The sequence below is a fragment of the Streptomyces sp. NPDC050147 genome, assembly GCF_040660195.1.
Taxonomy (GTDB): Bacteria; Actinomycetota; Actinomycetes; order Streptomycetales; family Streptomycetaceae; genus Streptomyces.
The window spans coordinates 48081-73396 of record NZ_JBFALJ010000010.1 but is presented as its reverse complement, the minus strand read 5'-3'; the positions used below and the strand labels follow the sequence as shown (position 1 = coordinate 73396).

27 protein-coding genes, 1 pseudogene and 1 riboswitch are annotated in these 25316 nt (G+C 68.5%); of the genes and pseudogenes, 12 read left to right on the top strand and 16 right to left on the bottom strand.

Going from position 1 to position 25316, the window contains the following annotated elements; translation table 11 throughout:
• Positions 1–19: 19 nt before the first annotated feature.
• Positions 20–1810 (bottom strand): phosphomethylpyrimidine synthase ThiC, encoded by a 1791-nt coding sequence (thiC, locus tag AB0I94_RS17465; protein WP_363310437.1) that lies wholly within the window; start codon positions 1808–1810, stop codon positions 20–22.
• Positions 1803–1958, bottom strand: a riboswitch (TPP riboswitch). (Overlaps the previous gene by 8 nt.)
• Positions 1959–2029: 71 nt before the next feature.
• On the opposite strand from thiC, the gene AB0I94_RS17460 reads away from it, so the two are divergent.
• Positions 2030–3454: a YibE/F family protein gene (locus AB0I94_RS17460; protein WP_363310436.1), complete on the top strand. Its 1425-nt coding sequence runs from the start codon at positions 2030–2032 to the stop codon at positions 3452–3454.
• Positions 3455–3597: 143 nt separating this feature from the next.
• Here AB0I94_RS17460 and AB0I94_RS17455 read toward each other — a convergent pair whose 3' ends face one another.
• The 4 genes from AB0I94_RS17455 to AB0I94_RS17440 all read right to left on the bottom strand — a co-directional run bounded on the left by AB0I94_RS17455 (position 3598) and on the right by AB0I94_RS17440 (position 5884).
• Positions 3598–4035: an SsgA family sporulation/cell division regulator gene (locus AB0I94_RS17455; RefSeq protein WP_363310435.1), complete on the bottom strand. Its 438-nt coding sequence runs from the start codon at positions 4033–4035 to the stop codon at positions 3598–3600.
• 103 nt (positions 4036–4138) lie between these two features.
• The gene (locus AB0I94_RS17450; protein WP_363310577.1) at positions 4139–4864 is read right to left on the bottom strand and encodes an IclR family transcriptional regulator C-terminal domain-containing protein; all 726 of its coding nucleotides are present in this window, start codon (positions 4862–4864) and stop codon (positions 4139–4141) included.
• Positions 4865–5153: 289 nt separating this feature from the next.
• Positions 5154–5375 carry a DUF5326 family protein gene (locus tag AB0I94_RS17445; protein ID WP_160506068.1) on the bottom strand — a complete coding sequence of 74 codons (222 nt, stop codon included), beginning with the start codon at positions 5373–5375 and terminating at the stop codon, positions 5154–5156.
• A 191-nt stretch (positions 5376–5566) separates the two neighbouring features.
• Positions 5567–5884 (bottom strand): cupin domain-containing protein, encoded by a 318-nt coding sequence (locus AB0I94_RS17440; protein WP_160506069.1) that lies wholly within the window; start codon positions 5882–5884, stop codon positions 5567–5569.
• Between the two features lie 71 nt (positions 5885–5955).
• Between AB0I94_RS17440 and AB0I94_RS17435 the strand changes: the two genes are divergently transcribed.
• From AB0I94_RS17435 to AB0I94_RS17415, 5 genes and pseudogenes are all read left to right on the top strand, one after another.
• Entirely contained in the window at positions 5956–6336 is a 381-nt protein-coding gene (locus AB0I94_RS17435) for a phage holin family protein (RefSeq protein WP_363310434.1), read from the top strand.
• A gap of 27 nt (positions 6337–6363) precedes the next feature.
• Positions 6364–6618 (top strand): annotated as a pseudogene (locus AB0I94_RS17430) (low molecular weight phosphotyrosine protein phosphatase); the annotation flags it as partial.
• The gene (locus AB0I94_RS17425; protein ID WP_363310433.1) at positions 6615–7808 is read left to right on the top strand and encodes a cystathionine gamma-lyase; all 1194 of its coding nucleotides are present in this window, start codon (positions 6615–6617) and stop codon (positions 7806–7808) included. The pseudogene AB0I94_RS17430 and the gene AB0I94_RS17425, both read left to right, overlap by 4 nt.
• Before the next feature lie 226 nt (positions 7809–8034).
• Positions 8035–8940 carry a LysR family transcriptional regulator gene (locus tag AB0I94_RS17420; protein WP_363310432.1) on the top strand — a complete coding sequence of 302 codons (906 nt, stop codon included), beginning with the start codon at positions 8035–8037 and terminating at the stop codon, positions 8938–8940.
• A 59-nt stretch (positions 8941–8999) separates the two neighbouring features.
• On the top strand, positions 9000–9482 hold the full coding sequence (locus AB0I94_RS17415; RefSeq protein WP_363310431.1) for an NUDIX hydrolase: 483 nt from the start codon (positions 9000–9002) through the stop codon (positions 9480–9482).
• 66 nt (positions 9483–9548) lie between these two features.
• Here the strand turns inward: AB0I94_RS17415 and AB0I94_RS17410 are convergent, their stop codons facing one another.
• Positions 9549–11156, bottom strand: coding sequence for a globin domain-containing protein (locus AB0I94_RS17410; RefSeq protein ID WP_363310430.1), 1608 nt, complete (start codon positions 11154–11156; stop codon positions 9549–9551).
• Positions 11157–11547: 391 nt separating this feature from the next.
• Positions 11548–12180, bottom strand: a complete 633-nt coding sequence (locus tag AB0I94_RS17405) for an HAD-IB family phosphatase (protein ID WP_363310429.1) — start codon at positions 12178–12180, stop codon at positions 11548–11550.
• 76 nt (positions 12181–12256) lie between these two features.
• Between AB0I94_RS17405 and AB0I94_RS17400 the strand changes: the two genes are divergently transcribed.
• Positions 12257–12808, top strand: coding sequence for a DUF2269 domain-containing protein (locus AB0I94_RS17400; protein ID WP_363310576.1), 552 nt, complete (start codon positions 12257–12259; stop codon positions 12806–12808).
• Between the two features lie 5 nt (positions 12809–12813).
• Positions 12814–13683, top strand: a complete 870-nt coding sequence (locus AB0I94_RS17395) for a GNAT family N-acetyltransferase (protein WP_363310428.1) — start codon at positions 12814–12816, stop codon at positions 13681–13683.
• A 110-nt stretch (positions 13684–13793) separates the two neighbouring features.
• Here the strand turns inward: AB0I94_RS17395 and AB0I94_RS17390 are convergent, their stop codons facing one another.
• Positions 13794–14219, bottom strand: coding sequence for a heme-binding protein (locus AB0I94_RS17390; RefSeq protein ID WP_363310427.1), 426 nt, complete (start codon positions 14217–14219; stop codon positions 13794–13796).
• 49 nt (positions 14220–14268) lie between these two features.
• A complete protein-coding gene (locus AB0I94_RS17385; protein WP_363310426.1) occupies positions 14269–15477 on the bottom strand; it encodes an MFS transporter in 1209 nt (402 codons plus the stop codon).
• A 140-nt stretch (positions 15478–15617) separates the two neighbouring features.
• Between AB0I94_RS17385 and AB0I94_RS17380 the strand changes: the two genes are divergently transcribed.
• Both AB0I94_RS17380 and AB0I94_RS17375 read left to right on the top strand, forming a co-directional pair.
• Positions 15618–16076 (top strand): MarR family transcriptional regulator, encoded by a 459-nt coding sequence (locus tag AB0I94_RS17380; RefSeq protein WP_363310425.1) that lies wholly within the window; start codon positions 15618–15620, stop codon positions 16074–16076.
• Between the two features lie 61 nt (positions 16077–16137).
• Entirely contained in the window at positions 16138–16590 is a 453-nt protein-coding gene (locus AB0I94_RS17375) for a GNAT family N-acetyltransferase (RefSeq protein ID WP_363310424.1), read from the top strand.
• Positions 16591–16724: 134 nt separating this feature from the next.
• Here the strand turns inward: AB0I94_RS17375 and AB0I94_RS17370 are convergent, their stop codons facing one another.
• Positions 16725–18107 carry a serine hydrolase domain-containing protein gene (locus AB0I94_RS17370; RefSeq protein WP_363310423.1) on the bottom strand — a complete coding sequence of 461 codons (1383 nt, stop codon included), beginning with the start codon at positions 18105–18107 and terminating at the stop codon, positions 16725–16727.
• Positions 18108–18313: 206 nt separating this feature from the next.
• Positions 18314–18709 (bottom strand): RidA family protein, encoded by a 396-nt coding sequence (locus tag AB0I94_RS17365; RefSeq protein WP_363310422.1) that lies wholly within the window; start codon positions 18707–18709, stop codon positions 18314–18316.
• Between the two features lie 136 nt (positions 18710–18845).
• Between AB0I94_RS17365 and AB0I94_RS17360 the strand changes: the two genes are divergently transcribed.
• Positions 18846–19823 (top strand): WYL domain-containing protein, encoded by a 978-nt coding sequence (locus AB0I94_RS17360; RefSeq protein WP_363310421.1) that lies wholly within the window; start codon positions 18846–18848, stop codon positions 19821–19823.
• Positions 19824–19911: 88 nt separating this feature from the next.
• Here the strand turns inward: AB0I94_RS17360 and dnaB are convergent, their stop codons facing one another.
• On the bottom strand, positions 19912–21390 hold the full coding sequence (dnaB, locus tag AB0I94_RS17355; protein ID WP_363310420.1) for a replicative DNA helicase: 1479 nt from the start codon (positions 21388–21390) through the stop codon (positions 19912–19914).
• Between the two features lie 460 nt (positions 21391–21850).
• Here dnaB and AB0I94_RS17350 point away from each other — a divergent pair, with 460 nt between their 5' ends.
• On the top strand, positions 21851–23188 hold the full coding sequence (locus AB0I94_RS17350; protein ID WP_363310419.1) for an MATE family efflux transporter: 1338 nt from the start codon (positions 21851–21853) through the stop codon (positions 23186–23188).
• Positions 23189–23321: 133 nt separating this feature from the next.
• Here the strand turns inward: AB0I94_RS17350 and rplI are convergent, their stop codons facing one another.
• The 4 genes from rplI to rpsF all read right to left on the bottom strand — a co-directional run bounded on the left by rplI (position 23322) and on the right by rpsF (position 25069).
• Positions 23322–23768 (bottom strand): 50S ribosomal protein L9, encoded by a 447-nt coding sequence (gene rplI, locus AB0I94_RS17345; protein ID WP_363310418.1) that lies wholly within the window; start codon positions 23766–23768, stop codon positions 23322–23324.
• Positions 23769–23786: 18 nt separating this feature from the next.
• Positions 23787–24023: a 30S ribosomal protein S18 gene (rpsR, locus tag AB0I94_RS17340; RefSeq protein ID WP_003949403.1), complete on the bottom strand. Its 237-nt coding sequence runs from the start codon at positions 24021–24023 to the stop codon at positions 23787–23789.
• A gap of 57 nt (positions 24024–24080) precedes the next feature.
• Positions 24081–24698 carry a single-stranded DNA-binding protein gene (locus tag AB0I94_RS17335; protein WP_363310417.1) on the bottom strand — a complete coding sequence of 206 codons (618 nt, stop codon included), beginning with the start codon at positions 24696–24698 and terminating at the stop codon, positions 24081–24083.
• Between the two features lie 80 nt (positions 24699–24778).
• Complete coding sequence (gene rpsF, locus AB0I94_RS17330; RefSeq protein ID WP_006604399.1) at positions 24779–25069, bottom strand: 30S ribosomal protein S6; 291 nt, start codon at positions 25067–25069, stop codon at positions 24779–24781.
• Positions 25070–25316: the final 247 nt, after the last annotated feature.

Sequence of the window (25316 nt, the reverse complement as noted above, 5' to 3'; positions counted from 1 at the left end):
CGGCGCGTGCCGGTATCGGTCAGTCGGCGATGGGCAGGTACACGCGGTTTCCGGCTGCCGCGAACTCCTTGGACTTCTGCTCCATGCCCGCCTCGATCTCGCCCCGCGTACCGCCGTGTTCACGCCGGATGTCGTGCGAGATCTTCATGCTGCAGAACTTCGGCCCGCACATCGAGCAGAAGTGTGCTGTCTTCGCGGGCTCCGCCGGCAGCGTCTCGTCGTGGAACTCCCGTGCCGTGACGGGGTCCAGGGCCAGGTTGAACTGGTCCTCCCAGCGGAACTCGAAGCGTGCGTCCGAGAGCGCGTCGTCCCAGTCCTGGGCGCCCGGGTGCCCCTTGGCGAGGTCCGCCGCGTGCGCCGCGATCTTGTACGTGATGACTCCGGTCTTCACGTCATCACGGTTGGGCAGGCCCAGGTGCTCCTTGGGCGTGACGTAGCAGAGCATCGCCGTGCCCCACCAGCCGATCATCGCGGCGCCGATGCCGGAGGTGATGTGGTCGTACGCGGGCGCGATGTCGGTGGTCAGCGGGCCGAGGGTGTAGAACGGCGCCTCCTCGCAGATCTCCTGCTGAAGGTCGATGTTCTCCTTGATCTTGTGCATCGGGACGTGACCCGGGCCCTCGATCATGGTCTGTACGTTATGACGCTTGGCGATCGTGTTGAGTTCCCCGAGGGTGCGCAGCTCGGCGAACTGCGCCTCGTCGTTGGCGTCCGCGATCGAACCGGGGCGCAGACCGTCGCCGAGCGAGTACGTCACGTCGTACGAGGCGAGGATCTCGCAGAGCTCCTCGAAGTTCTCGTAGAGGAAGCTCTCCTTGTGGTGCGCGAGACACCAGGCCGCCATGATCGAGCCACCGCGCGAGACGATGCCGGTCTTGCGGTTGGCGGTCAGCGGGACGTACGGAAGGCGCACGCCCGCGTGCACCGTCATGTAGTCCACGCCCTGTTCGGCCTGCTCGATGACCGTGTCCTTGTAGATCTCCCAGGTCAGCGCCTCGGCCTGGCCATCGACCTTCTCCAGGGCCTGGTAGAGCGGCACGGTCCCGATGGGGACGGGGGAGTTGCGCAGGACCCACTCGCGGGTGGTGTGGATGTTGCGCCCGGTGGACAGGTCCATGACCGTGTCGGCGCCCCACTTGGTCGCCCAGGTCATCTTGTCCACCTCCTCCTCGATGGAGGAGGTGACCGCGGAGTTGCCGATGTTGGCGTTGACCTTCACCAGGAACTTCTTGCCGATGATCATCGGCTCGATCTCCGGGTGGTTGACGTTGGCGGGGATCACCGCCCGGCCCGCGGCGACCTCGGCGCGCACGACCTCGGGGTCGAGGTTCTCGCGGATCCCGATGAACTCCATCTCGGGCGTGATCTCGCCACGGCGGGCGTACGCGAGCTGTGACACCGCCTGGCCCCCGCGGCCCCGGCGCGGCTGGCGCGGACGGCCGGGGAAGACCGCGTCGAGGTTCTTCAGGCCTCCGCGCGGCGAGGTGTGCTTGATCCCGTCGTCCTCGGGGCGGGGCGGGCGGCCCACGTACTCCTCGGTGTCGCCGCGGGCGATGATCCAGTTCTCGCGCAGCGGCGCGAGGCCCCTGCGGACGTCGGTGTCGATGGACTCGTCGGTGTACGGCCCCGAAGTGTCGTACAGGGTCACGGCCTTGCCGTTGGTGAGGTGCACCTGGCGGACCGGCACCCGCAGGTCGGGGCGCGAGCCCTCGACGTACGCCTTGTGCCAGCCGATGGACTTCCCGGCCTCCGCCTCGACGGTGTTCTCGTCGCTGCTGGAGGCAGGCGTGCGTGCGTCCGATGTGGTCATGAGACCTACTCCCTACGCCGGCATTACCCGGTAACAGGTTCGGCGGTCGACGCAGCGGATTCCGTACGGCTCGTGCACTTTTTGTGCCGCTTCGTACGGAGTTCAGCGCCCTCTCAGCCCGGTGCTCCGAGCTCCCGCGATTGCAAAGGTGACACCACGCTAGCGTCATGTCGGGCGCGCTGAACAGAGGGCCCCCTCCGTTCTTGCGATGATCGGTCAGTGACCACCACACAGCCGCCGTCCCAGCCGCCCGTCCCGAACCGTCCCCCGGACCCGCACGGGCACTCCCACAGCCACGGTCCTGCCGCGCCGGTATCGAAGCATCTGCGCAAGGTCATCGCCGCCGTGCTGATTCCTTTCGCCACGGCGGTGGTCGTGGGCCTCGCGGTGCTCTGGCCCGGCGGCGCGCCCGGCCATGAGCGCACCGGAGTCGGCTTCGACCGCCAGACCCAGTCGGCCGACGTGACGAAGGTGCAGGAGCTCCCCTGCAAGGACGTGAACGCCTCACAGACCCCGCCCAACGGTGACACCTCCACCGCCGAAGGGCAGTCCGCGGAGTCCCGCGCGAAGGGCATCTGCAAGAAGGCGACGATCGAGGTGACCAGCGGCAAGGACAAGGGCCGCACCTTCACCGAGATCGTCCAGCCGGACTCACCGCGGCAGTTGCGCCAGGGCCAGCAGGTGGTGGTCGCCTACGAGCCCACGGCCCCCGAGGCGCTGCAGTACGCGGTCACCGACGTGAACCGCAAGTTCCCCATGGCGCTGCTCGCCGGGATCTTCGCGCTCGCCGTCGTCGTGGTGGGACGGCTGCGCGGCGTCATGGCCCTGGTCGCCCTGGCGTTGAGCTTCCTGGTCCTGACGTTCTTCATCCTGCCGGCGATCCTGCAGGGCTCGAACCCGCTGGTCGTGGCGGTGATCGGGGCCAGCGCCATCATGCTGATCGCGCTCTACCTGTGCCACGGCCTCACAGCGCGTACGTCGGTCGCGGTCCTCGGCACGCTGATCTCACTGCTCCTCATCGGACTGCTCGGTTCGCTCTTCATCGGCTGGGCCTCGCTGACCGGCAACACGGACGACAACACCGGCCTGATCCACGGCCTGTACCCGTCCATCGACATGAGCGGCCTGTTGCTCGCCGGCGTCATCATCGGCTCCCTCGGCGTGCTCGACGACGTGACGGTGACGCAGACGTCCGCGGTCTGGGAACTGCACCAGGCCAACCCCACGATGGGGTGGCGCGGTCTGTACGGCGCCGCCATCCGCATCGGCCGCGACCACATCGCCTCGGTCGTCAACACCCTGGTGCTTGCCTACGCGGGCGCCGCGCTGCCCCTGCTGCTGCTCTTCTCCATCGCCCAGAGCAGCGTGGGCACCGTGGCCAACAGCGAGCTGGTGGCCGAGGAGATCGTGCGCACGCTGGTCGGCTCGATCGGCCTGGTCGCCTCTGTGCCGGTGACGACAGCGCTCGCGGCCCTGGTGGTCTCGGCTGACCGTTCGGCCGCCACAGCCCGGCCAGCGGGCGCGAACCACCCGGGAGGCACGAACCCCCCGGGCGCCACCGACGCGCACGGAGACGGTGCCACCCGCACGACTCCCGCCCCCAAGCAGAGCCGCGGCGGAAAGGGCCGCCGCCGCAAGGCCTGAACGGAAGAGGTGCCGCCGGAAGGCCAGGGCGTGCGGAAGGGACGCCGCCGCAAGGCCAGACCGGCCGATGCCGCAAGGCCAGAGCGGCCGATGCCACGAAATGCAGCAATCTGCCGTACGGCTGCGCCACTTGTCCTCCGGAGTCAGCCCGCGCTCTGCTCCTCGGCGAGGATCCGGTCCAGCGCCTCGTCCAGGTGTGTATCGAAGTCGGCGAGCGCCCGCTCCTGCCCCAGCGGAACCAGCTTGTCCGTACGGTCCAGGAAGGCGAGCAGCGGCGGAATCCCCACCCGGAACAGCGCCTGGTCCGTGGCGACCTGGAGCCGGATGAGCACCTCGTCCAGCAGCTCCGGGTCGGTGGGGGCGATGTGCACGTCCCCGTCACCGCACGCCCCGCCCACCCCGTCGACCAACAGCTCGCGACCGAAGGCCCAGGTCACCGGCGCGTCTCCGGGGAGGTGAAAGGTCAGCCGGACGGCGTAGGGATCGTCGGTTTCATATCGCAGCTCCACCGGGATGCGAAACGACAACTCCTCGGAAACGAGGAAGCTCATCATGACCTCTGCCTGGACCGACTCGCGCATCGCCCGCCTACCCCGTCGCTAAAGCTCGACTGGCCAGGAACCAACTCCCTGACACTCATGGCATCTTGCTTAACGTACACATCAGATCACAAGGAGTGAGTTTTCAGATGCTGATAGAGAAAGCAAGTGTCCTTAACAGTCTTCCGATCTCGCCCTGCAAACGCTCGGCGGCGGGGAGCAGTCGGTCCGCCTGAGAGACCGGGACGGAAATCGCCATCGTGGCAGCCGTGTTACCCACAGTGATCGGAATCGCCGCGCAAACCGTCCCCAATGCGTACTCCTGCCGCTCCACCACGGGCTGCATCCGGCCCATCGCGTCGAGGCGGCGGATGAGAGTGCGGTCGTCACGGACCGAGTAGCGGGTGACCGACTGCACCGGATAGCGGGAGAGGTGGTCCTGCCGCTGTTCGTCGTCGAGTTGGGAGAGCAGACATTGCCCGATCGCATGGGCGTGTCCGGTCTCGCGGAAGTCGGCCCATTCCTCCACCGCCGGATTCCCCGGCGTGTCGGCGACGGCAACGACCTCGATCTCGCCCTCGCGATAGACGGCGAAGTACACCGGCACGCCGATCGCGTCCCGCCAGTGCTCCAGGGCCTCACCGATCATGCCGCGACGATTCTGCTGTGCCCCGCTCGCACTCAGCCGCTCGGCCGCCTCGCCGAGCACGAACAGGCCCTTCTCCCGGCTCAGGTAGCCCTCGTGCGTCAGCGTCCGCAGCAGGTGATACGCCGTGGGCAGTGCGAGCCCGGCCTCCCGGGCCAACTGCTTGGCCGGCGCCCCCTCCTGGTGCGCGGAAGCGGCTTCCAGCAGACGCATCGCCCGCTGCACCGAGCCAATGAGAGTGGGCGCGGTGGCAGTTGAGGTCGACACGGCCGACGTCGCCGCGTACGCGGGGTCGTTGGACGAGATATCGGCGGGTGTGGCGTCAACCGTGGCCAAGGTTCACTCCCGAAAACGCGTGGGGGTCCCGCCCGTGCCCGGGGCTACACGGGTGGAAGCGTGATGCGCCCGCACGCGGGGCTCACCCCGCGTCGGTTTTCGGACTCTAACCGCTGGCCGCCGGCCCAAGGCGCCGCAGCAGAAAACTTCCCCCACCCGAGCGAACTGTTGCGAGAAGTCACCAATCGCTGCGCGAAGAGGTCGAGCCGGATATGAACTTCCGTACGACGTAGATGAGTCCACCCACCAAGGCGACGAAAATCAGTGCCTTGAACAGCAGGCCGACCACGAAACCGACGACGGTCGCTATCAAGCCGCCGAACACGACCAGGGCGATGACTGGCACCGCGATCCACTTCACCCACCACGGCAATCCCGAAAAGATCTCCTGCGCGGCCATCGTCCATACCTCTCTTTGCGTCCGTCCTGCTTCTTACATTCGATGCTAGGGCGGCAAAGGGCCCGACGGGGGCCTCGCATCCCTTGTCCTCCCCTGATCCGCCCCCTAGAGAACCCCGAGGTCGCAGCCCCGAGAAGTCAGCCCTGCGGCGTAGAGGATCAGCTCTCCAAAGAGCTGCCGACAGCGGAGGGTCAGCCCTCCGGCGGCGAGAAGACGACGAGCACCCGCAGGTCCTCGCTGATGTGATGGAACTTGTGGGCCACCCCGGCCGGCACGTACACCACGCTGCCGCGCGCTACTTGGGTGGTCTCCATGCCGACCGTGATCGACGCCCGACCACTGACGATCATGTACACCTCGTCCTGCTGGTGAGGCTGCTGCGGGTCGGACTCCCCGGCGTCCAGCGCGTACAGCCCGACCGACATGTTCCGCTCACGCAGAAACTGCAGATACGCGCCGTCGTTCGCGGCGCGCTCCGTCTCCAGTTCATCCAGCCGGAATGCCTTCATCGTCCTCGTACGCCCCTTGCCCCAGCTAGCGAGCCGACCGCTCTGGCCGTCCGTCTGCAACGATCAGACACATGAAGAATTTCGTAGTCAAGACGATCGCCAACGCGGCGGCCCTGGCCGTCGCCGTGTGGCTCCTCGACAAGATCACGCTGACCGGTGACAGCACGGGCAAGAAGACGCTCACGCTGATCGTCGTCGCTCTGCTCTTCGGCCTGGTGAACTTCCTGGTCAAGCCGGTCGTGAAGGTGCTCACCTTCCCCCTGTTCATCCTGACCCTCGGCCTGATCACACTCGCGGTCAACGCACTGATGCTGCTGCTCACCTCGTGGCTGGCCGACAAGCTCGACGTGAGCTTCCACGTCGAAGGGTTCTGGACCGCCGTCCTGGGCGGCCTGATCATCTCGATCGTGTCCTGGGCGATGAACGTCGTCCTGCCCGACGACAAGGACTGATCCCGTCCCATCGACCTCTCCCGTCCCATCGACCTCGTGATCACCCTGGACTCCGGCCACCACCGGACGCTGCGCCGCCTCGCGCTCACACCGGCCGACGCGGACAGGATGCGGCTGCTGCGCTCGTACGATCCCGTCGCCACCGGACTCGGTGAGCTGGATGTCCCTGACCCGTACTACGGGCAGGACGACGGGTTCGACACGTGCCTGAGAATGGTGGAGGCGGCGAGCGACGGTCTGCTCGACGCCGTACGCGAAGCAAGGGAAGGACGGGCGGCATGACGGACTCCGCAGCGACAGCCACAGGTGACGGCGCGGGAGCGCGCACCGGAACGGGTGACGGCACGAGAGCGGTGCGGGCCGGTCTTCCCGAGCCGGTGAAGTACGAGCCCACCCTCCCGGGGCCGGTGTTCGCCGCGCACTTCCACCTGCCGGGCGACCCCACCGGGCCGTACACCTACGGCCGGGACGACAACCCGACCTGGACGCTTCTCGAACAGGCCATCGGTGAGCTCGAGACGCCGGATCAGGGCGGCGACGAGGCCGCCGGCCCGGGCGTCGAGACCCTGGTCTTCGCCTCCGGGATGGCCGCCATATCGGCGGTGCTCTTCTCGCAACTGCGCGCCGGTGACGCGGTGGTCCTGCCGGACGACGGCTATCAGGCGCTGCCCCTCGTCAGGGAGCAGCTGACCGCGTACGGCATCGAGGTGCGCACCGCCCCGACCGGTGGCGACGCCCAGCTCGAGGTCCTGGACGGCGCCAAGCTGCTGTGGATCGAGACGCCGTCGAACCCGGGCCTCGACGTGTGCGACGTACGGCGTCTCGCCGACGCGGCACACGCGCGTGGAGCCCTCGTGGCGGTCGACAACACCCTGGCCACGCCGCTCGGCCAGCGCCCCCTCGAACTGGGCGCGGACTTCTCCGTGGCCAGCGGCACCAAGATGCTCACCGGCCACGGCGACATCCTCCTTGGGTACGTCGCCTGCCGGGACACGGAGTTGACCGCCTCTGTACGGCGCTGGCGCAAGATCGTCGGGGCCATCCCGGGTCCGATGGAGGCCTGGCTGGCGCATCGCTCGCTCGCCACGCTTCAGCTGCGCGCCGAGCGCCAGAACGCCAATGCCATGGCCCTGGCCGAGGCGCTGCGCGCCCGCGACGAGGTGACCGGGCTCCGCTACCCGGGACTACCCGACGACCCCTCGCACAAAATCGCCTCGCAGCAGATGCGGCGCTTCGGGTGCGTGGTCTCCTTCACGCTGCCCTCGCGCGAGCGGGCCGATCGATTTCTGGACGCGCTGCGTCTGGTCGACGACGCGACGAGCTTCGGCGGCGTGCGTTCGACCGCGGAGCGGCGTGGCCGCTGGGGCGGGGACGCCGTCGCGGAGGGGTTCATCCGTCTCTCCGCCGGTTCCGAGGACGCCGATGACCTGGTCGCGGACGTGCTGCGCGCGCTGGACGAGACCGCGGGCTGAGCGCTCCGCGTGCCCGCGGAGCGCTCCCGGCTAGTACCGGGCTACGCACAACGAACGGTCCGAGCCTCCCCCCTCGTGGCTCGGACCGTCCCGGTCCCGTGCGCTAAGAACCGCGCGCACAAGGCTAGTTGACTCTGTGTCAGTGTCCAATCACAGTAGCGACAGAGACCTATCGACATATTTATAGTTGGGCGCGGCCCAAGGGCCGGGAGGGGAGGGCATCGCCGTGGATCTGGCCCTGCTGCGCACGTTCGTGACCGTGCACCGGGCCGGTTCCTTCACGCGTGCCGCCGCCCTGCTCGGCCTGTCCCAGCCCGCCGTCACCTCGCAGATACGGACCCTTGAGCGACAGCTCGGCCGCCCCCTGTTCCTGCGCCAGGCGCGCGGCGTGACCCCCACGACCATCGGGGACGAGCTCGCACACAAAGCCGCGCCGCATCTGGACGCCCTGGTGGAGATCGCGGAGACGGGACTCGAAGAGGACTCTTCGGTCCGTACGCTCCACCTCGCGGGGCCTTTGGAGTTCACCGCGGCCCGCGCGTTACCCGCTCTCACCGCGCTGACCGGGCAGGACGGGCAGGGCTTCGCTCTGCGGGCCTCGTTCGGGAACGCGGAGGAGGTCCTCGAAGGACTCTCCGCCGGTCACCACGACCTGGCCATCACCACCGTCAGGCCGCGCGGCGCCCTGCTCACCGCGACACCGCTGTGCGACGAGGAGCACGTCCTGGTCGCGAGCCCGCACCTGGCGGCCCGCGTCGGCCCCGGCAAGCTGCGCCGCAAGGGCGCGTCGGTGCTGGAGAACCTGCCCGTGGTGGAGGTGCACGAGTCGCTGCCGCTGGTCGCCCGCTACTGGGCCGCTGTCTTCGACACCCGTCCGGCCGCATCGGGAGCCGTCATTGTGCCGGACTTACGGGCGGTGCTCGCCTGCGTCTCCACCGGGGCGGGGCTCGCCGTACTGCCGCGCTATCTCTGTGCGCCCGCTCTGAAGAGTGGCGAGGTCGTGGCCCTGCTGGACCCGGCGGTGCCGCCCCTGCGCACGTATTTCCTCGCCGTACGCACCGGCACGCTCGCGATGACGCACATCGCGCGGGCGCACGAGTGGCTGCTGCGTGCTGCCGTCGACTGGGCTTGAGCAGGACTCCGGCTGGTTCACGATGTTTCACGTGGAACAGTCCGGGCCACATTCCTCCCATGACCGTCCGACCCGTGGTCAAGCGCACCGCCCGCGCCGTCCTGCTCGACGGCGACTACCTGATCCTGATCAAGCGGACCAAGCCCGGCGTCGATCCCTACTGGGTCACCCCTGGTGGCGGCGTGGAGCCGGAGGACGCGACCGTCGTCGACGCGCTCCATCGTGAGGTGCACGAGGAGCTCGGCGCCAAGATCTCCGACGTAGTGCCCTGCTTCGTGGACACCGTCGAGCACATCGGCGATGACGGTGGCGCGACCGGCGTCAAGGTCCAGCACTTCTTCGTCTGCCGCCTGGAATCCATGGACACCTCGCTGCGCCACGGCCCGGAGATGGAGGAGCCGTGCGGCGAGTACGAGATCGTCCACGTGCCCTTCACCCGGGTCGGGATCGCCTCGGTCCATCTCGTGCCGCTGTCCCTGCGGCACTACCTGGACGGCAACATCGAGGGCGTGCGCGCGATGCACGCCCCCGATCTGGGCTAGCTCCCGATCCCTAGCGCCGCGTCCCGGCCCGGATCAGACGCACGCGGCTGATCCGTCAGACGGGCCCTAGTCGCCTGCGGCCACGAGTTCCTCCACGGAGTCATGGCGGATGCGCCCGGCTGGGATGCCGATGTCCCGCAGCGCGTCCACCCCACTGCGGATCATGCCGGGCGGGCCCGAGAGGTAGGCGTCGTACTCGTTCCAGGGGCCGTACTCGCGCACGGCGTCCGGGAAGTGGGCGTGACCGTCGACGACCGGACGGACCGAGAGCCAGGGATGGGTCTGCTGGAGTCGCAGCATCGTATCGATGTCGTACAGGTCGTGGTCGCTGCGGGCGCCGTAGAAGACCTCCACCGGGCGCCGTTCGCCGTGCTCGGCGACGTCCTCGACGAGCGCCTTGATGGGGGCGATGCCTGTGCCCCCGCCCAGACAGAGCAAGCCGCTGTCGGTGGTGTGGTCGACGGTCATCGAACCGGCGGGCGCGCCGAGCCGCAAGACATCGCCGGGGCGCGCGTGGTGCACCAGGGCGTTGGAGACCCAGCCCGCGGGGACGGCCTTCACATGGAACGAGAGCAGGCCGTCCGAGCGCGGAGCCGACGCGAACGAGTAATGCCGCCAGATCCGCGGCCACCAAGGCGTCTCCAGGCTCGTGTACTGGCCTGCCAGGAAGGGGTAGGGCTGGTCGGGCCGGACGGTGACGACAGCGATGTCGGGCGTCCTGAGGTCGTGCGAGACCACCTCCGCCAGCCACCAGGCGGGGGCGCGCAGTTCATCCGCGGCAGCCGCGTCGATCATGATCTGGGAGATCGTCGTGTACGTCCGGACCCAGGCGGCCTCGGTCTCCTCGTCCCAGACGGCGCTCGCGTACCGGCTGAGCGAGCCGATCAGACACTCACCGACGGCCGGGTAGTGCTCGGGCCGCGTGCCGTACTTGCGGTGTCCGCGCCCGAGGTTCTTCAGATACGCGGTGAGGACGTCGGGGTGGTCGATGTGCTCGGCCGCGGTCAGCAGCGCTTTGAGCAGCCGGTCGCGCTGGGTGTCCATCGCGGCGGGGAACAGGGGGCGCAGGTCGGGGTGCCGGGTGAAGAGCAGCGCGTAGAAGTACGAGGTCACTTTGTCGGATATGGGGGCTATTTCGGCCATCGTGCGCTGGACGCGGACCGCGTCGGGGGACCCCGAGGGGGAGGAGGGCCTCCGGGGCTCCGGTATGCGCTCGGAGCGCGGCTCGGGGTGAGGTGCCGGGGCCTGAGATATGCCGCGCGGCGCGGCCGGAGCGGGCGCCGCTGCCGCTGCCGCGTTTCGGGCTGCCGATATTCGTTCCTCGGCTACGCGCTCCGGTGCGTCAGCTTGCTTGGGTGCGGTCGCGGTCTCGGGTGCGGTCGTGCGCTCGGATGGGTCAGCTTGCTCGGGTGCGTCGGCCTGTTCGGGCGCGGTCGCGCGCTCGGGTCCGGGCGCGGGCCTGGCTTCCGTGTCGGGCACCCCGGGCCTGCCCACCGGACGTATGGCGGACACCCGGCGCCCCTCGGTCGCCTCGGGCTCACCGCCCTCGGGCCGTGTCGGCTGCTCGCCGCCCTCCGACGGCTTGGGCGCCTTCCGTGGGGTGAACCAGCCGCCTCCACCGCCGCTGTCGCCGGAAGTACCGTCGCCCGCCGACGTGGTGGTCGGAGCGTCCATTCTGTGCCTCGCCTCGAACATCTCTCAGTCGGTCCGTGCACTTCCCTGAGGAAGCCGCTTGCTTTCCCCGCTCTGCCTCGGCGGCCCATGTGGCCACATTGAACCTCGGATTACCGGACCCTACGGACAAGTAGGCAGTAAATGTGACATTGCCCGCAGCGACCTCACCGCAGCGTCCCATCCCTTGCCGGCACGTCGGCCGCGTAACGGAAAATTCAGGTCTTCGATCTCTTCGTCCCGTTAGGCTGCGTTGACCTCCGCCCGCGCCCCAGGGGTGCGCTGAGATGCACCCGGCCCGAACCGGACTCGACCATACCGGCAGCCGTCCGCCGCACAAGTCCCGCCGGCCCGCACAGGGAATTCAACGACCGGCGGCCGCCAATTGCTCCAATTACCGAGCGCCGCGCACCAATTCATACGCCTTACGCAGATCGCGACCGACATAAGAGTGGGTGGCGAGCCCGACGAGCCGATGATCCGCATTGACAGCGACCGAAACAGGCACTGCTGCGAACAGCTCCAGGTCCGAGAGCGAGTCTCCATAAGCGATGCAATCGGACCGCCCCACCCCGAACTCTTCACACAGCCGGTTCGCGATCTTCACCTTGGCCGTGGCATTGAGAATGCCTGTCGGATTCACCGGCTCGGTGAATGGCACGGAGGGGAAAGACGACCCGTGCGCGGCATGCGCGCCCCAGCCGAGCAGCCGCTCCACGAAGAACGACGGCGAAAGCGAGATCACCGCGCAGTAGTCGCCGCCCTCCCGGATCTCGGCCCAGGTTTCCCGGATCCCCGCCAGCCACGGCGCCCCCTCGAAGGCGGCGGTGACCTGCGCGTCCGTGAGGTCCGCCCAGAGGGCGTGCACCCGGGTCGCGTACTGGGGCGAGTCGATCCGCTGCGCCACGAAGTCCCGTTCCAGCGCAGCGATCTCCGCGTCCAGGCCGAGCTGGCGAGAGATCTCCACGGGAGCCGCCGTGCCGTGCAGCAGCGTTCCGTCCAGGTCGAAGAGATGAAGGCGTGCCATGTACGCCGAGGCTAGTACCCGCGGTTACTCCCGCTGTCAGACGCCTTCGGCCACCGCTCGCGGCACCGTGTTTCACGTGAAACTAAGCCGCCCCGCTCGCCGGGCCACCCTCGTCGTCCATGTCATCGCCGCCGCAGGCTGGCTCGGGCTCACGCTCGGCCTGCTCGCGCTTGCCTCCGCGGCCATCACCACGGATTCCGCCTCGGTCACCGAGGCCGCCGCCCGCTCCATGAAGATCTTCGCGGACTGGCTGGTGCTGCCGCTCGCGCTGCTCACGCTGCTGAGCGGTCTGCTGCTGTCCCTCGGAACTCCTTGGGGACTCGCCAGGCACCGTTGGGTCTACACGAAGTTCTGGCTGACCTTGGCCACCACCGCCGCGTCAGCGTTCGCGCTGCGTCCGGGCATCAACGACACGGTTGCCACCGTTTCCGCGGGTGCCCCACTGACCGATCCGACCGGTCTGATCGCCGGCCCCATCGTCTCTCTGAGTGCCTATCTCTTCATGACCGTCATCTCGGTGCTCAAACCCTGGGGCCTGACCCGCCGTGGCCAGAAGCGACGTGGCCAAATTCCACGTGCTTCTGCCCACAAACCGGTGGACGCCAAGGTCATGCGTCAGACAGCCTGAGCCGAGTGTCGACACCTACGCTCTCCGCTCTGCCCATCCGCCGGCTGACCCTCCGTGATCTCACCGCCTGCGCCGACCTTGCCCAGGATCGCGGCTGGCCACGCGAGGACCACAAATGGGGGCTGCTGCTCTCGGCCGGTACCGGTTACGGCATCGACGACCCCGACGGTGACGGCCTCACCGCCGCCTGTGTAGTGACCGAATACGGACCACAGGAGCGCCCGGGCCTCGGAGCGATCGGCATGGTCCTCGTCGCCGAGCGGCACGCCCGCAAGGGCCTCGGCCGCCGCCTGATGCGATACGTCGTCGAGGGCGCGGGCACCACTCCGCTCACCCTCCACTCGACGCCGAACGGCCAACCCCTCTATGAGCAGCTCGGATTCAAGACCATCGGCCGTGCCGAGATGGTCAGCGGCCGATTCACCCCTGGTGGTCCACTGCCGGATGTCGCCACCCGTCCGGCGACCGCGGAGGACCTGCCCGCGATCATCAGGCTCGACACCGAGGTCTTCGGCCTCGACCGCACGCACGTACTCACCCGGCTCCCGGCCTTCGTCGACCAACTGCGGGTCGCGGAGACGGACGGCATGATCACGGGCTACGCGGGTGCCTGGCCGAACATGGAGACCCATGTCGTCGGCCCATTGATCGCGCCGGACACGGAGACCGCGAAGGCTTTGATCTCATCGCTTGCCGAAGGCTCGGACCGGCCGCTGCGCACCGACATCGACGTACGCCATGAAGAGCTGCTCGCCTGGGTGAAGGAACGCGGCCTCGAACCGATCGCCTTCAATGCCGTGATGACGTACGGCATCCCCGGGCTGCCCGGTGACTGGACCCGTCGCTTCGCGCCGCTGACGGTCGCGGCCGGCTGACCGCACACAGAGGCCCGCCCCCGGACACCGAACGTTTCGGTGCTTGGGGCCGGGCCTTCGTCCTGCTCTCGCGGCGGTGTCGTAATGCCGCGTCGTACTCCGGTGTCGTACTACGCGAGGGACTCCACGGCCGCCGTGGCGAACCCGTGGTCCTGTTCGGGCGCTCCGCCGCCGACTCCGATGGATCCGATCAGACGGCCGTCCCGGTGCACCGGGACGCCACCGGCGATGAAGAGAAGCGGCCGGTCGAGCGCGGTCGGCAGGGTGTGGAAGGGGCCGTCCGGCTTGACCAGGTCGACGAGGTCGGCGGTCGGGGCATTGAGCTGAAGTGCCGTGTACGCCTTACGGGTGCTGGTCTCACCGGAGATCAGCACGGCCCGGTCGTCGCGCCGGAAGGCGAGCAGATGGCCGCCCGCGTCGAGAACGGTGACGCTGATCGTGACATCGGCGGCCTCTGCCGCGCGGTGGGCGGCAGTGACGAGTGCCTCGGCGTCCTGCGTGGTCAGCGGGGCGGTGGCAGGGGTCGTGGTGCTCATGGAGTTGCTCCTTGTGCGGTGGTGCGTACTGATGGGGGGCTGGAGGGGGTCAGTGGTGAACGGGCGTGGCCTGCTCGACGGGGGCCGCGCCCGCCACGACCAGGCTGGGAGCGGCCGAGCGGCGCTCGAGCGTGGCCGAGACGACTGCCAGGAGGAGCGCGGAGGCCGCGAGTACCGCGCCCACCCAGTTCGGGGCGGTGTAGCCGAGGCCGGCGGAGATCACGAGGCCGCCGAGCCAGGCCGAGAGCGCGTTGCCGAGGTTGAAGGCGCCGATGTTCATGGCCGAGGCGAGCGTGGGCGCGCCGGAGGCCTGGTCGAGCACCCGCTTCTGCAGCGGCGGCACGGTGGCGAAGCCCAGGGCGCCGATGAGCGTGATGGTGACGGCTGCCGCGATCTTGTGGTGCGCGGTGAGGGTGAAGAGGGCGAGCACGACTGCCAGCGAGCTGAGCGAGATGTAGAGCAACGGCATCAGCGCGCGGTCCGCGAACTTTCCGCCGATCAGGTTGCCCGCGACCATGCCGAGCCCGAAGAGGACGAGAAGCCAGGTCACGGAGGAGTCCGCGTATCCGGTGACGTCTGTCATCATCGGCGCGAGATAGGTGACGGCCGCGAAGACTCCGCCGAAACCGAGGATCGTCATCGCCATGGCGAGCAGCACCTGGACGTTGCGGAAGGCGGCCAGCTCGTGGCGCAGCCGTACGCCCTCGGGCTTGGGCAGATCGGGTACGAGCTTCGCGATACCGGCCAGGCCGATGACACCGAGCCCCGCGACGACGGCGAAGGTGATGCGCCAGCCGAGGGTCTGCCCGACGAGCGTGCCGAGCGGCACACCGACCACGTTGGCCACGGTCAGGCCCGTGAACATCATGGCGATGGCTCCGGCCTTCTTCTCTGGTGCGACCAGTTCTGCCGCGACGACCGAGCCGATGCCGAAGAAGGCTCCGTGGGCGAGCGAGGCGACCACGCGGCCCGCCAGCATGACGCCGAAGACCGGGGCCACGGCGGAGAGCAGGTTGCCCGCGATGAACAGGACCATGAGCAGCATCAGCATGCGCTTGCGCGAGATGCGGGTGCCGAGGACTGTCATCAGGGGAGCGCCCAGTACGACGCCGAGTGCGTAGCCCGTCACGAGGAGCCCGGCCGTGGGGATGGAGACGCCGAAGTCACCCGCGACCTCTGGGAGAAGTCCCATGATCACGAACTCTGTGGTCCCGATTCCGAAGGCCCCGATCGCGAGGGCCAGTAGCGCGAGAGGCATGGTTCTACCTTCCAAGGCGATTGCAGGTGCGCTTAGCTTGCGCCCACAATAGTTGCAGACGCGGGTTACTTGCAACCGCTGGATATTGCGTTGGTGGACTATCCTGGTTCCAGCAGCTCCGGGACGGAGGAACAAGAGCCATGACAGCGACGGACCCCGCACTGACCGCCCTTGCGCAGGGCTGGTGCGCGCTCTCCCTGCTCCACGGGAAGATCGAGACTCACATCGAGCGCGCCCTGCAGGCCAAGCACGACCTGAGCGTGCGCGAGTACTCCCTGCTGGACGTCCTCAGCCGCCAGCACGACGGGGAGGGCGGCCATCTGCAGATGAAGCAGGTTGCCGACGCCGTCGTGCTCAGCCAGAGCGCGACCACACGCCTGGTCACCCGGCTCGAGGACCGCGGGCTGCTGTCCCGCTACCTCTGCCCCACCGACCGCCGCGGCATCTACACGGACGTCAGCGAAGCGGGCGCCTCACTGCTCGCCGAGGCGCGCCCCACCAACGACACCGCGCTGCGCGAGGCGCTCGACGAGGCGGCACTGAATCCGGAGCTGGCGCCCCTGGTCAGGGCCGTGGAAGCGGTGCGGGTCCCGGCGTAGGGCCCACGCGGGCCGAGTGGCGATCTGCCTGGCTGGCGCGTAGCTGCATAGGCTGCGCTTCATGGGAGATCTTGAGATACGCCCGGCGGTCGCCGACGACATCCCCGCCATCGTGGAGATGCTCGCCGACGACCCACTGGGCAGCACACGCGAGTCGCCGGACGACCTCGCTCCGTACCTCGCCGCGTTCGAACGCCTCGCGGCAGACCCGAACCAGCGCCAAGTCGTCGCCGTGCGCGAGGGACGCGTCGTCGGCACACTGCAGCTCACGATCGTTCCGGGCCTTTCCCGGAAGGGGGCGCTGCGGTCGATCATCGAGGGCGTACGCATCCACGCGGACGAGCGCGGCAGTGGTCTAGGTACCCGCTTCATCGAGTGGGCCGTCGGTGAATCCCGGCGGCAGGGCTGCCAGTTGGTGCAGCTGACTTCCGATGCCACCCGTGCCGATGCCCACCGCTTCTATGAGCGCCTCGGGTTCACGGCCTCACATGTGGGCTTCAAGCTGCAGCTCTGAAGCTGCCGTTGGTGTGTCGCACCGGTGGGGCGTCGTGTTTCACGTGAAACACGACGCCCCACCGAGTTCTCACGAGCTGCGTAGGACCCACCAGAAGCCTGCCCGGCCCTGAAGCAGGCAGACCCTCAACACCCTTACGAAGGAAGCCCGCGCCACCCCTCCGGGTCCACCCCACCCGGCACGGGAGTCCCCGCCTCATACGGTTCCCGGGTGAAGAAGAACGAGCCGAGGTCGAGATGGCTTACCGTCCCGTCGGGCCGCCGCACCGCCCGCAGCTGCTCCCCTGCGAAGTAACCGTCGAGCCCGGTCCAGGCGCCGTCACCGTCCGGCCGGAACCACGATCCTCGGCCCCCGCCGGCAAGGGGCGTCAGCTCGAGTGCGCCGTCGGCCTTCGGCCGCAGCACGAAGGTGCTCGTCCCCCAGTACCAGGGGCCTGCCAGCTCCAGCAGGCCCTTGTCCAGCTCGGGCAGGGGGCGCCACGCCTCAGGGATACGGGGCTCTGCCTCCGCCACGATCTTCAGCAGGTCGAAGGCCAACGCCGTCACGGCGGGACCTGAGGTGCAGTTGGTCAGCGTGACCGCCACCAGGCCGTCCTCCGCACTCGCCCACAGCCCGGCCATGAAGCCCGGCAGCGACCCCCCGTGCCCGAACAGGGTGCGCCCGTCCCCACGGATCAGCTGCGTCCCCAGGCCGTACGTCACGTCCCAGTCCCCCGGCGGCAGAGGCGACGTCGGCGTGCGCATCTCCCGCACCGTGTCGGCTGACAGCACCCGGTCGTCGCCCTCCAGGAGGAAGGCGGCAAACCGCCCCAGGTCCGCTGTCGTGGACCAGAGCTGTCCGGCCGGAGCCATGATCCCCAGATCCTCGGCGGGTTCGGGCATCATCACGTCCGCCCACGGATGGACGGCCCAGCCACCCGCGTGCGGGGCCTGCGGCTGCGCGCTCGTACGGTCCAGGCCCAGCGGCTCCAGCACCTCGCGCCGCAGCACGGCTTCCCAGGTGTCTCCCCGCAGTGCCTCGATCAGCGAACCGAGCAACGTATAACCGGGGTTCGAGTAGTGAAACCGGCGCCCGGTGGGGTGCTTGAAGGGCTGCTCGCCCAGCACGTCCCCGAGCTCGGGACGCTGCGAAGCAGGCGTACGCTCCCACCACTCGCCGGGGGTCTCGGCCGCCAACCCGCTGGTGTGCGCGAGGAGTTCCGCGATGGTGACGTCGCCCGCGGCCGTACCCGGAAGGTGCTTCTCCAGCGGGTCACAGAGGTCGAGGGCGCCCTCGTCGCGCAGGCGCATCACCAGCACGGCGGTGAAGGTCTTGGTGATCGAGCCGATGCGGTACTGAACGTTCTCGTCCGGTGCGTGCCCCTCGACGCAGGTGCGCCCCTCGGTCCACACCAACTCACCGTCCCTGAGCACCGATGCGACGAGCGAGGGCGCCCTCCCCTCTGCCTGAGCGGTGGCGACGCGGTGCAACAGGGCTCGACGGGTGGTGGGCAACAACTCTTCACGCGGTGATGTCATGGCCCTAGTCCACCTTCGGATGGGCCACGCGTCGAGCCAATTCCGCTGTCCGCTGTTGCGAACGCGTACCCGTGGCCTTGATGAACGTGTAGCACCCCGCCCCGCCCGGCAGACATCGCCGAGGGCATGACCACCCTCGGCGAGGCCTTGCGGCGCCCTCCTGGCGCATCGCCTGAATCGCTACGAGGCAGAGCGGTGAGGGCACGTCACGCGACGGCAGTCCCCTCGAGCTCGATCATCTGGCCGGGGATCGCCAACCGCGTCACCCCGAGCATCGTGGTCGTCGGAGCCACCCCGGCGGCGCCCAACCGCGACGCCAGCACGCCGTAGTGCGGGAACAGCAGATCGACGTCGGTGGTGTAGACGTTGAGCCGGACGAGGTTCGCGAGGGACATGCCTGCCTCGCCCAGTACGGCCTCGAGGTTGGCGAGGCTCAGCTCCAACTGAGCGGCCATGTCGCCGTCATGTTGGGGCTTGCCGTCGGCGCTCATCGCGGTCTGCCCGGAGCAGTACAGGGTCCGGGTATGCCCGGAGACGACCTCACCCTGGTTGAACCCCATCTCCACCGACCAGGTCACCGGGTTGACTGCCGTTCGTTCCATTGCCACATCAGCTCCATTCGATTCATGGCGAGCAGGTACGTCCGCCGGCGCGGTAACCGCCATCCGTGACGCCGCTGCTCACGAGCCTCGCAACAAAACACGACATCCTCGGTCATGTATTCGATAGGGTTCTCGTATGCGCGCCGACCGTCTGGTCTCGCTGGTGCTGCTGCTGCGTCAGCGCGGTCGGCTGACCGCGGACACGCTCGCCCGCGAGCTGGAGGTATCCACCCGGACCGTGCTGCGCGACATCGAGGCGCTGTCCGCGGCAGGCGTCCCGGTCTACGCCGAGCGCGGCCGACACGGCGGTTTCGCGCTGTTGCCCGGTTTCCGGACCGAACTCACCGGGTTGAACCACGACGAGGCCCTCGCCTTGCTGACCGCCGGGTCGGGACGTGGCGAGCAGGCATTCGGCCTCGGCTCGGCGCTCGCTTCCGCCATGCGCAAGGTGGTCGACGCACTGCCCGAAAGCCATCAGGCCACCGCGAACGACGCGGCCCGGCGGATTCTCGTCGAACCGGAGACCGATCTGCTCTCACGGCGGCCAATCGCTGAGGAGGTACCCGACACCACCATGGTCGAGGTCCGGCGCGCGGTGCTCGCAGGCCACAGGCTGCGCATCCACTACGTGGCCACGGGCCAGCCCCCACAGTGGCGCACGGTGGACCCGATCGGCCTGGTCACCGTGCGCGACCGGGGATATCTGCTGGCCAGGAGATCCGGCGCGGACCGCACCTACCGGCTGTCGCGCATATTGGCCGCCGAGGAACTCCCCGAACCGGCTCAACGACCCAACCGGGTCGACCTGGAGCAAGCTTGGCGGGAACGCTGCGCGCAGTTTCTGTCCGACGGCCATATCGCCGTGTTGGTACGGGTGAGCCCGGAGCGGCGGGAGGAACTCCTGAGCACCGCGCTGGCCGTCCGCGCCGAAGAGCCCGATGATGACGGCTGGCTACGGCTGGAGGTGACGTTCCAGGACGCACGGCATGCCGAATGGGCGCTGTGGCAGCTCAGCACGGACGCCGAAGCCTTGGCCCCGGAGTCGTTGCGCACCACCCTGCGCGCCCGCGCCGCCACGATCGCCGCCCGCTACGGGGACCCACCATCCCGGTGACGCATCCGCACCGCACCCGCAACCCGCAACCCGTGACCCGCAGCCCGCAGCCCGCAGCCCGCAGCCCGCAGCCCGCTAAGCGGAACCGTTACGTCTGCGCCATGTCCACAAAGCGCGAGTAGTGCCCCTGGAAGGCGACCGTGATCGTCGCCGTCGGGCCGTTACGGTGCTTGCCCACGATGATGTCCGCCTCGCCCGCGCGAGGTGACTCCTTCTCGTACGCGTCCTCGCGGTGCAGCAGGATCACCATGTCCGCGTCCTGCTCGATCGAACCGGATTCACGCAGGTCGGAGACCTGGGGCTTCTTGTCCGTACGCTGCTCGGGACCACGGTTCAGCTGCGAGAGGGCGATGACCGGAACCTCGAGCTCCTTGGCGAGCAACTTCAGGTTTCGCGACATGTCCGAGACCTCTTGCTGGCGGCTCTCGGCGCGCTTGGAACCACCGGACTGCATCAGCTGCAGGTAGTCGATGATCACCATCTTGATGTCGGCGCGCTGTTTGAGGCGGCGGCACTTCGCGCGGATCTCCATCATCGACAGGTTCGGGGAGTCGTCGATGTAGAGCGGCGCCGCCGAGACCTCGGGCATCCGGCGCGCGAGCCGCGTCCAGTCCTCGTCCGTCATCGTGCCGGAGCGCATGTGGTGCAGCGCCACCCGGGCCTCTGCGGACAGCAGACGCATCGCGATCTCGTTGCGTCCCATTTCCAGGGAGAAGATGACGCTGGGCAAGTTGTGCTTGATGGACGCGGCGCGCGCGAAGTCGAGGGCCAGCGTGGACTTACCCATGGCGGGACGGGCCGCGATGACGATCATCTGACCCGGGTGCAGGCCGTTCGTCAGCGAGTCGAAATCGGTGAAGCCCGTCGGCACACCGGTCATCTCGCCGCTGCGCGAGCCGATCGCCTCGATCTCGTCGAGCGCGCCCTCCATGATGTCGCCGAGCGGCAGATAGTCCTCGCTGGTGCGCTGCTCGGTGACCGCGTAGATCTCGGCCTGGGCGCTGTTGACGATCTCGTCGACGTCGCCGTCGGCCGCGTATCCCATCTGTGTGATGCGCGTGCCCGCCTCGACGAGGCGGCGCAGAACCGCCCGCTCGTGAACGATCTCGGCGTAGTACTCGGCGTTCGCCGCCGTCGGCACCGTCTGCACCAGGGTGTGCAGATACGAGGCTCCGCCGACCTTGGTGATCTCGCCGCGCTTGGTGAGCTCGGCCGCCGCGGTGATCGGGTCGGCCGGCTCCCCCTTGGCGTACAGGTCGAGGATCGCCGTGTAGATCGTCTCGTGCGCCGGCCGGTAGAAATCGTGGCCCTTGAGCACCTCGACGACATCGGCGATGGCGTCCTTGGAGAGCAGCATGCCACCGAGCACCGACTGCTCGGCGTCGAGATCCTGCGGCGGTACGCGCTCGAAGGCAGTGCCGCCGCCGTCCCAGCCACCGCTGTCTCGGCCGCGCTCGTGCTGCTCTTCCCGGCCTCTGCCTCCGTCACGACGCTGGCGGGAGGCGGGCAGACGGTCACTGGGACCGCTGTCGGCCCAGGGGTCGTCCAAGGGCTCGGAGATACTCACCGGGCCACCTCCCTCATGTCCGCCGCGCGGACCTCGCCGTGCCCTACTTTCTTACGGCACGACACTGACAAATAAGCGGCCCAACTCCGGTTCTGACGCGTCGGATTTACGGGCTTTCCGAGGCAGGATCACGAGGGGGGCGCCGCCCCACGGTAGGCCCGTGGGCACCGTCAGCCAATCTGGTTATCCACAGGTGCTGTGGATGACGGGCGCGTTGCTGTGGAGAACCCCGCCAAACCTGTGCACGGCTCGGTGGACAGCCCTGTGAACAAGCACTCAGCGTTCCTCACGAACCCACCCTGACCTGCGACTTTCGCATCCACCGGCTGTGCAGAAGAAAAACTTTCGCAGTCAGGCCGAGTTCCTGCCGCACAGCGCCACGAAGAGCCTCCAACTCGTGACCACGTAAGGGTCTTAGGGGCATTGCATCTCTTACCTGTGGAAGATTAGATTGGTGCCCATGACACAGGCTCCCGCGGCGCCCAAGGCCGCTCGGCGACAGCATGACCGAGAGATCATCGCCCTCGCCGTACCCGCCTTCGGCGCACTCGTCGCCGAGCCTCTCTTCGTGATGGCCGACAGCGCCATCGTGGGCCACCTCGGCACCGCCCAATTGGCCGGACTCGGTGTCGCCTCAGCGCTCCTCACCACCGCCGTGAGCGTCTTCGTCTTCCTCGCCTACGCGACCACGGCCGCCGTCGCCCGCCGGGTGGGCGCCGGGGATCTCCAGGCCGCCATCCGCCAAGGCATGGACGGCATCTGGCTCGCCCTCCTGCTCGGCGCCGCCGTCATCGCCATCGTTCTCCCGACCGCACCCGCGCTCGTGGAACTCTTCGGCGCTTCGGACACCGCGGCTCCGTACGCGATCACGTACCTCCGCATCTCGTCGCTCGGCATCCCTGCCATGCTCGTCGTCCTCGCCTCCACCGGTGTCCTGCGCGGACTGCAGGACACCAAGACCCCGCTGTACGTCGCAATCGGCGGCTTCGTCGCCAACGGCGTCCTGAACGTGGTCCTCGTCTACGGCGCCGGTCTCGGCATCGCCGGCTCCGCCTGGGGCACCGTCATCGCCCAGTGCGCGATGGCCGCCGTGTATCTCTTCGTCGTCGTCCGCGGAGCCAGACGCCACGGCGCCTCCCTGCGGCCCGACGCCGCCGGTATCAGGGCCTGCGCTCAAGCAGGCGCCCCGCTTCTTGTCCGTACGCTCTCACTGCGGGCGATCCTCATGATCGCGACCGCGGTGGCGGCCCGCCTCGGCGACGCGGATGTGGCCGCCCACCAGATCATCCTGTCCCTGTGGAGCCTGCTGGCCTTCGCGCTCGACGCCATCGCCATCGCCGGCCAGGCGATCATCGGCCGCTACCTGGGTGCGAACGATCCCCAAGGAGCACGCGATGTCTGCCGCCGCATGGTGCAGTGGGGCATCGCCTCGGGAGTCGCTCTCGGCGTGCTGGTCGTCCTCGCCCGTCCACTGTTCATCCCGCTCTTCTCCAGCGACTCCGTCGTCCAGGACGCGGCGCTGCCCGCACTCGTGGTGGTGGCCATCTCCCAGCCGATCTGCGGCATCGTCTACGTCCTCGACGGCGTCCTGATGGGCGCGGGAGACGGCCCGTATCTGGCCTGGGCGATGCTGGCCACGCTGGCGGTCTTCGCTCCGGTGGCGCTTCTCGTACCCACCCTCGGTGGCGGCCTGACCGCCATCTGGGGAGCGATGACCCTGATGATGACGGTCCGCATGGTGACCCTCTGGCTGCGCACACGCTCCGGCCACTGGATCGTCACCGGCGCCACCCGCTGATCCGGCCCTCCGTACCGCTGGACCAGCTTGCTCTCTCCGGCTGTTTCACGTGAAACAGCTGCCTGTGAAACACGTTGGGCCGCACCCTGAGGGTGCGGCCCAACGGTTGCTTCAGCCCTGCCAAGCGCAGTGCTTAGGCGGAGACGACCTCGATGTTGACCTGAGCGGCAACCTCGGGGTGCAGACGCACGGACGTCGCGTGGGCGCCCAGCGTCTTGATCGGCGAGCCCAGCTCGACACGACGCTTGTCGATCTTCGGACCACCGGCGGCCTCGATCGCCGAAGCGACGTCAGCCGGGGTGACGGAACCGAAGAGACGACCGGCGTCGCCGGAGCGGACAGCCAGACGGACCTTGACGCCCTCGAGCTTGGCCTTGACCTCGTTGGCCTGCTCGATGGTCGCGATCTCGTGGATCTTGCGAGCACGACGGATCTGCTCGACGTCCTTTTCGCCACCCTTGGTCCAGCGGATCGCAAAGTTCCGCGGGATCAGGTAGTTGCGGGCGTAGCCGTCCTTGACGTCTACGACCTCGCCGGCGGTACCGAGGCCGGAGACCTCGTGGGTGAGGATGATCTTCATTTGTCGGTCACCCTTCCCTTATCGCGCGGTGGACGTGTAGGGCAGCAGCGCCATCTCACGGCTGTTCTTGACTGCCGTGGCGACGTCACGCTGGTGCTGCGTGCAGTTGCCGGTCACGCGGCGGGCACGGATCTTGCCGCGGTCGGAAATGAACTTCCGCAGCATGTTCGTGTCCTTGTAGTCCACGTACGTGACCTTGTCCTTGCAGAATGCGCAGACCTTCTTCTTAGGCTTGCGCACAGGCGGCTTCGCCATGGTGTTTCTCCTGTGTGATCAAGAAGTGTGGGAACGGCCCACCCTTGGCCCTGAGGCCTAGAAGGGGGGCTCGTCCGAGTAGCCGCCGCCAGAGCCGCCAGAGCCGCCGGCGCCGCCGGAGCTTCCGCCCCAGCCACCGCCGCCGCCCTGCTGGCCGCCGCCGGCCGGCGCGCCGGTCGCCCAGGGGTCGTCGGCGGGAGCACCGCCGCCGCCCTGCTGCTGACCGCCACCGGGGCCGCCGCCCCAGTTGCCGCCGCCCTGCTGGCCGCCGCCAGAGCCGCCGAATCCGCCGCCACCCTGGCCACTTCGACCGGTGGTCTTGGTGACCTTGGCCGTGGCGTTCTTCAAGCTGGCGCCGACTTCCTCGACGTCCAGCTCGTAGACCGTGCGCTTGATGCCCTCACGGTCCTCGTAGGACCGCTGCTTCAACCGGCCCTGCACGACGACGCGCATGCCTCGCTGAAGCGACTCCGCGACGTTCTCCGCCGCCTGACGCCAGACCGAGCAGGTGAGGAAGAGGCTCTCGCCGTCCTTCCACTCATTGGTCTGACGGTCGAAGGTGCGGGGAGTGGACGCGACACGGAACTTCGCGACCGCCGCACCGGACGGGGTGAAGCGCAGCTCGGGGTCGTCGACAAGATTGCCGACAACCGTGATGACGGTCTCGCCTGCCATGGGGGAACCTCTCGGCGGGTTTGCTGCTGGCTGCTTTTGCTGCTGCTACTCGGATCCCGAGTACCGCTGAGCTAGGAAGCTCAGTGGGTCTCGGGACGGAGGACCTTGGTCCGGAGGACCGACTCGTTCAGGTTCATCTGGCGGTCGAGCTCCTTGACGACCGCAGGCTCGGCCTGCAGGTCGATGACCGAGTAGATGCCCTCGGGCTTCTTCTTGATCTCGTACGAGAGACGACGACGGCCCCAGGTGTCGACCTTCTCAACCTTTCCGTTGCCCTCACGGACGACGGAGAGGAAGTTCTCGATCAACGGGGAGACAGCGCGCTCCTCGAGATCGGGGTCGAGGATGACCATCACTTCGTAGTGACGCATGTGGAACCCACCTCCTTTGGACTCAGCGGCCACGGTCGTTCCGTGGCAGGAGGGTCGTGATGCGTACGCAACGGTATCGGCAGCCACTGACAATCGGGCTCCCCGATCGTTGAACCGATCGGGAGTCCCTGCCATGGCCTGGGCAGACACCGGTGCAGACGGTACAGACTACCCGCACCTAGGCTTCCGGTTGAAATCCGGCTCCGGACGGGCAGAATCTGTACACATCGGGTGTGTATGGCGCTAC

Excerpts from the sequence above, each read along its gene's own strand:
- AB0I94_RS17375 (WP_363310424.1), top strand. The coding sequence starts at position 16,138 with ATGGGAGATCTTGAGATACGCCCGGCGGTCGCCGACGACATCCCCGCC.
- AB0I94_RS17455 (WP_363310435.1), bottom strand. The coding sequence starts at position 4,035 with ATGCGCGAGTCGGTCCAGGCAGAGGTCATGATGAGCTTCCTCGTTTCC.
- rpsF (WP_006604399.1), bottom strand. The coding sequence starts at position 25,069 with ATGCGTCACTACGAAGTGATGGTCATCCTCGACCCCGATCTCGAGGAG.
- AB0I94_RS17370 (WP_363310423.1), bottom strand. The coding sequence starts at position 18,107 with ATGACATCACCGCGTGAAGAGTTGTTGCCCACCACCCGTCGAGCCCTG.
- AB0I94_RS17360 (WP_363310421.1), top strand. The coding sequence starts at position 18,846 with ATGCGCGCCGACCGTCTGGTCTCGCTGGTGCTGCTGCTGCGTCAGCGC.
- AB0I94_RS17385 (WP_363310426.1), bottom strand. The coding sequence starts at position 15,477 with ATGCCTCTCGCGCTACTGGCCCTCGCGATCGGGGCCTTCGGAATCGGG.
- AB0I94_RS17415 (WP_363310431.1), top strand. The coding sequence starts at position 9,000 with ATGACCGTCCGACCCGTGGTCAAGCGCACCGCCCGCGCCGTCCTGCTC.
- AB0I94_RS17435 (WP_363310434.1), top strand. The coding sequence starts at position 5,956 with ATGAAGAATTTCGTAGTCAAGACGATCGCCAACGCGGCGGCCCTGGCC.
- rplI (WP_363310418.1), bottom strand. The coding sequence starts at position 23,768 with ATGAAGATCATCCTCACCCACGAGGTCTCCGGCCTCGGTACCGCCGGC.
- AB0I94_RS17440 (WP_160506069.1), bottom strand. The coding sequence starts at position 5,884 with ATGAAGGCATTCCGGCTGGATGAACTGGAGACGGAGCGCGCCGCGAAC.
- AB0I94_RS17410 (WP_363310430.1), bottom strand. The coding sequence starts at position 11,156 with ATGGACGCTCCGACCACCACGTCGGCGGGCGACGGTACTTCCGGCGAC.
- AB0I94_RS17445 (WP_160506068.1), bottom strand. The coding sequence starts at position 5,375 with ATGGCCGCGCAGGAGATCTTTTCGGGATTGCCGTGGTGGGTGAAGTGG.
- AB0I94_RS17380 (WP_363310425.1), top strand. The coding sequence starts at position 15,618 with ATGACAGCGACGGACCCCGCACTGACCGCCCTTGCGCAGGGCTGGTGC.
- thiC (WP_363310437.1), bottom strand. The coding sequence starts at position 1,810 with ATGACCACATCGGACGCACGCACGCCTGCCTCCAGCAGCGACGAGAAC.
- rpsR (WP_003949403.1), bottom strand. The coding sequence starts at position 24,023 with ATGGCGAAGCCGCCTGTGCGCAAGCCTAAGAAGAAGGTCTGCGCATTC.
- AB0I94_RS17405 (WP_363310429.1), bottom strand. The coding sequence starts at position 12,180 with ATGGCACGCCTTCATCTCTTCGACCTGGACGGAACGCTGCTGCACGGC.
- AB0I94_RS17350 (WP_363310419.1), top strand. The coding sequence starts at position 21,851 with ATGACACAGGCTCCCGCGGCGCCCAAGGCCGCTCGGCGACAGCATGAC.
- AB0I94_RS17335 (WP_363310417.1), bottom strand. The coding sequence starts at position 24,698 with ATGGCAGGCGAGACCGTCATCACGGTTGTCGGCAATCTTGTCGACGAC.
- AB0I94_RS17365 (WP_363310422.1), bottom strand. The coding sequence starts at position 18,709 with ATGGAACGAACGGCAGTCAACCCGGTGACCTGGTCGGTGGAGATGGGG.
- AB0I94_RS17390 (WP_363310427.1), bottom strand. The coding sequence starts at position 14,219 with ATGAGCACCACGACCCCTGCCACCGCCCCGCTGACCACGCAGGACGCC.
- AB0I94_RS17425 (WP_363310433.1), top strand. The coding sequence starts at position 6,615 with ATGACGGACTCCGCAGCGACAGCCACAGGTGACGGCGCGGGAGCGCGC.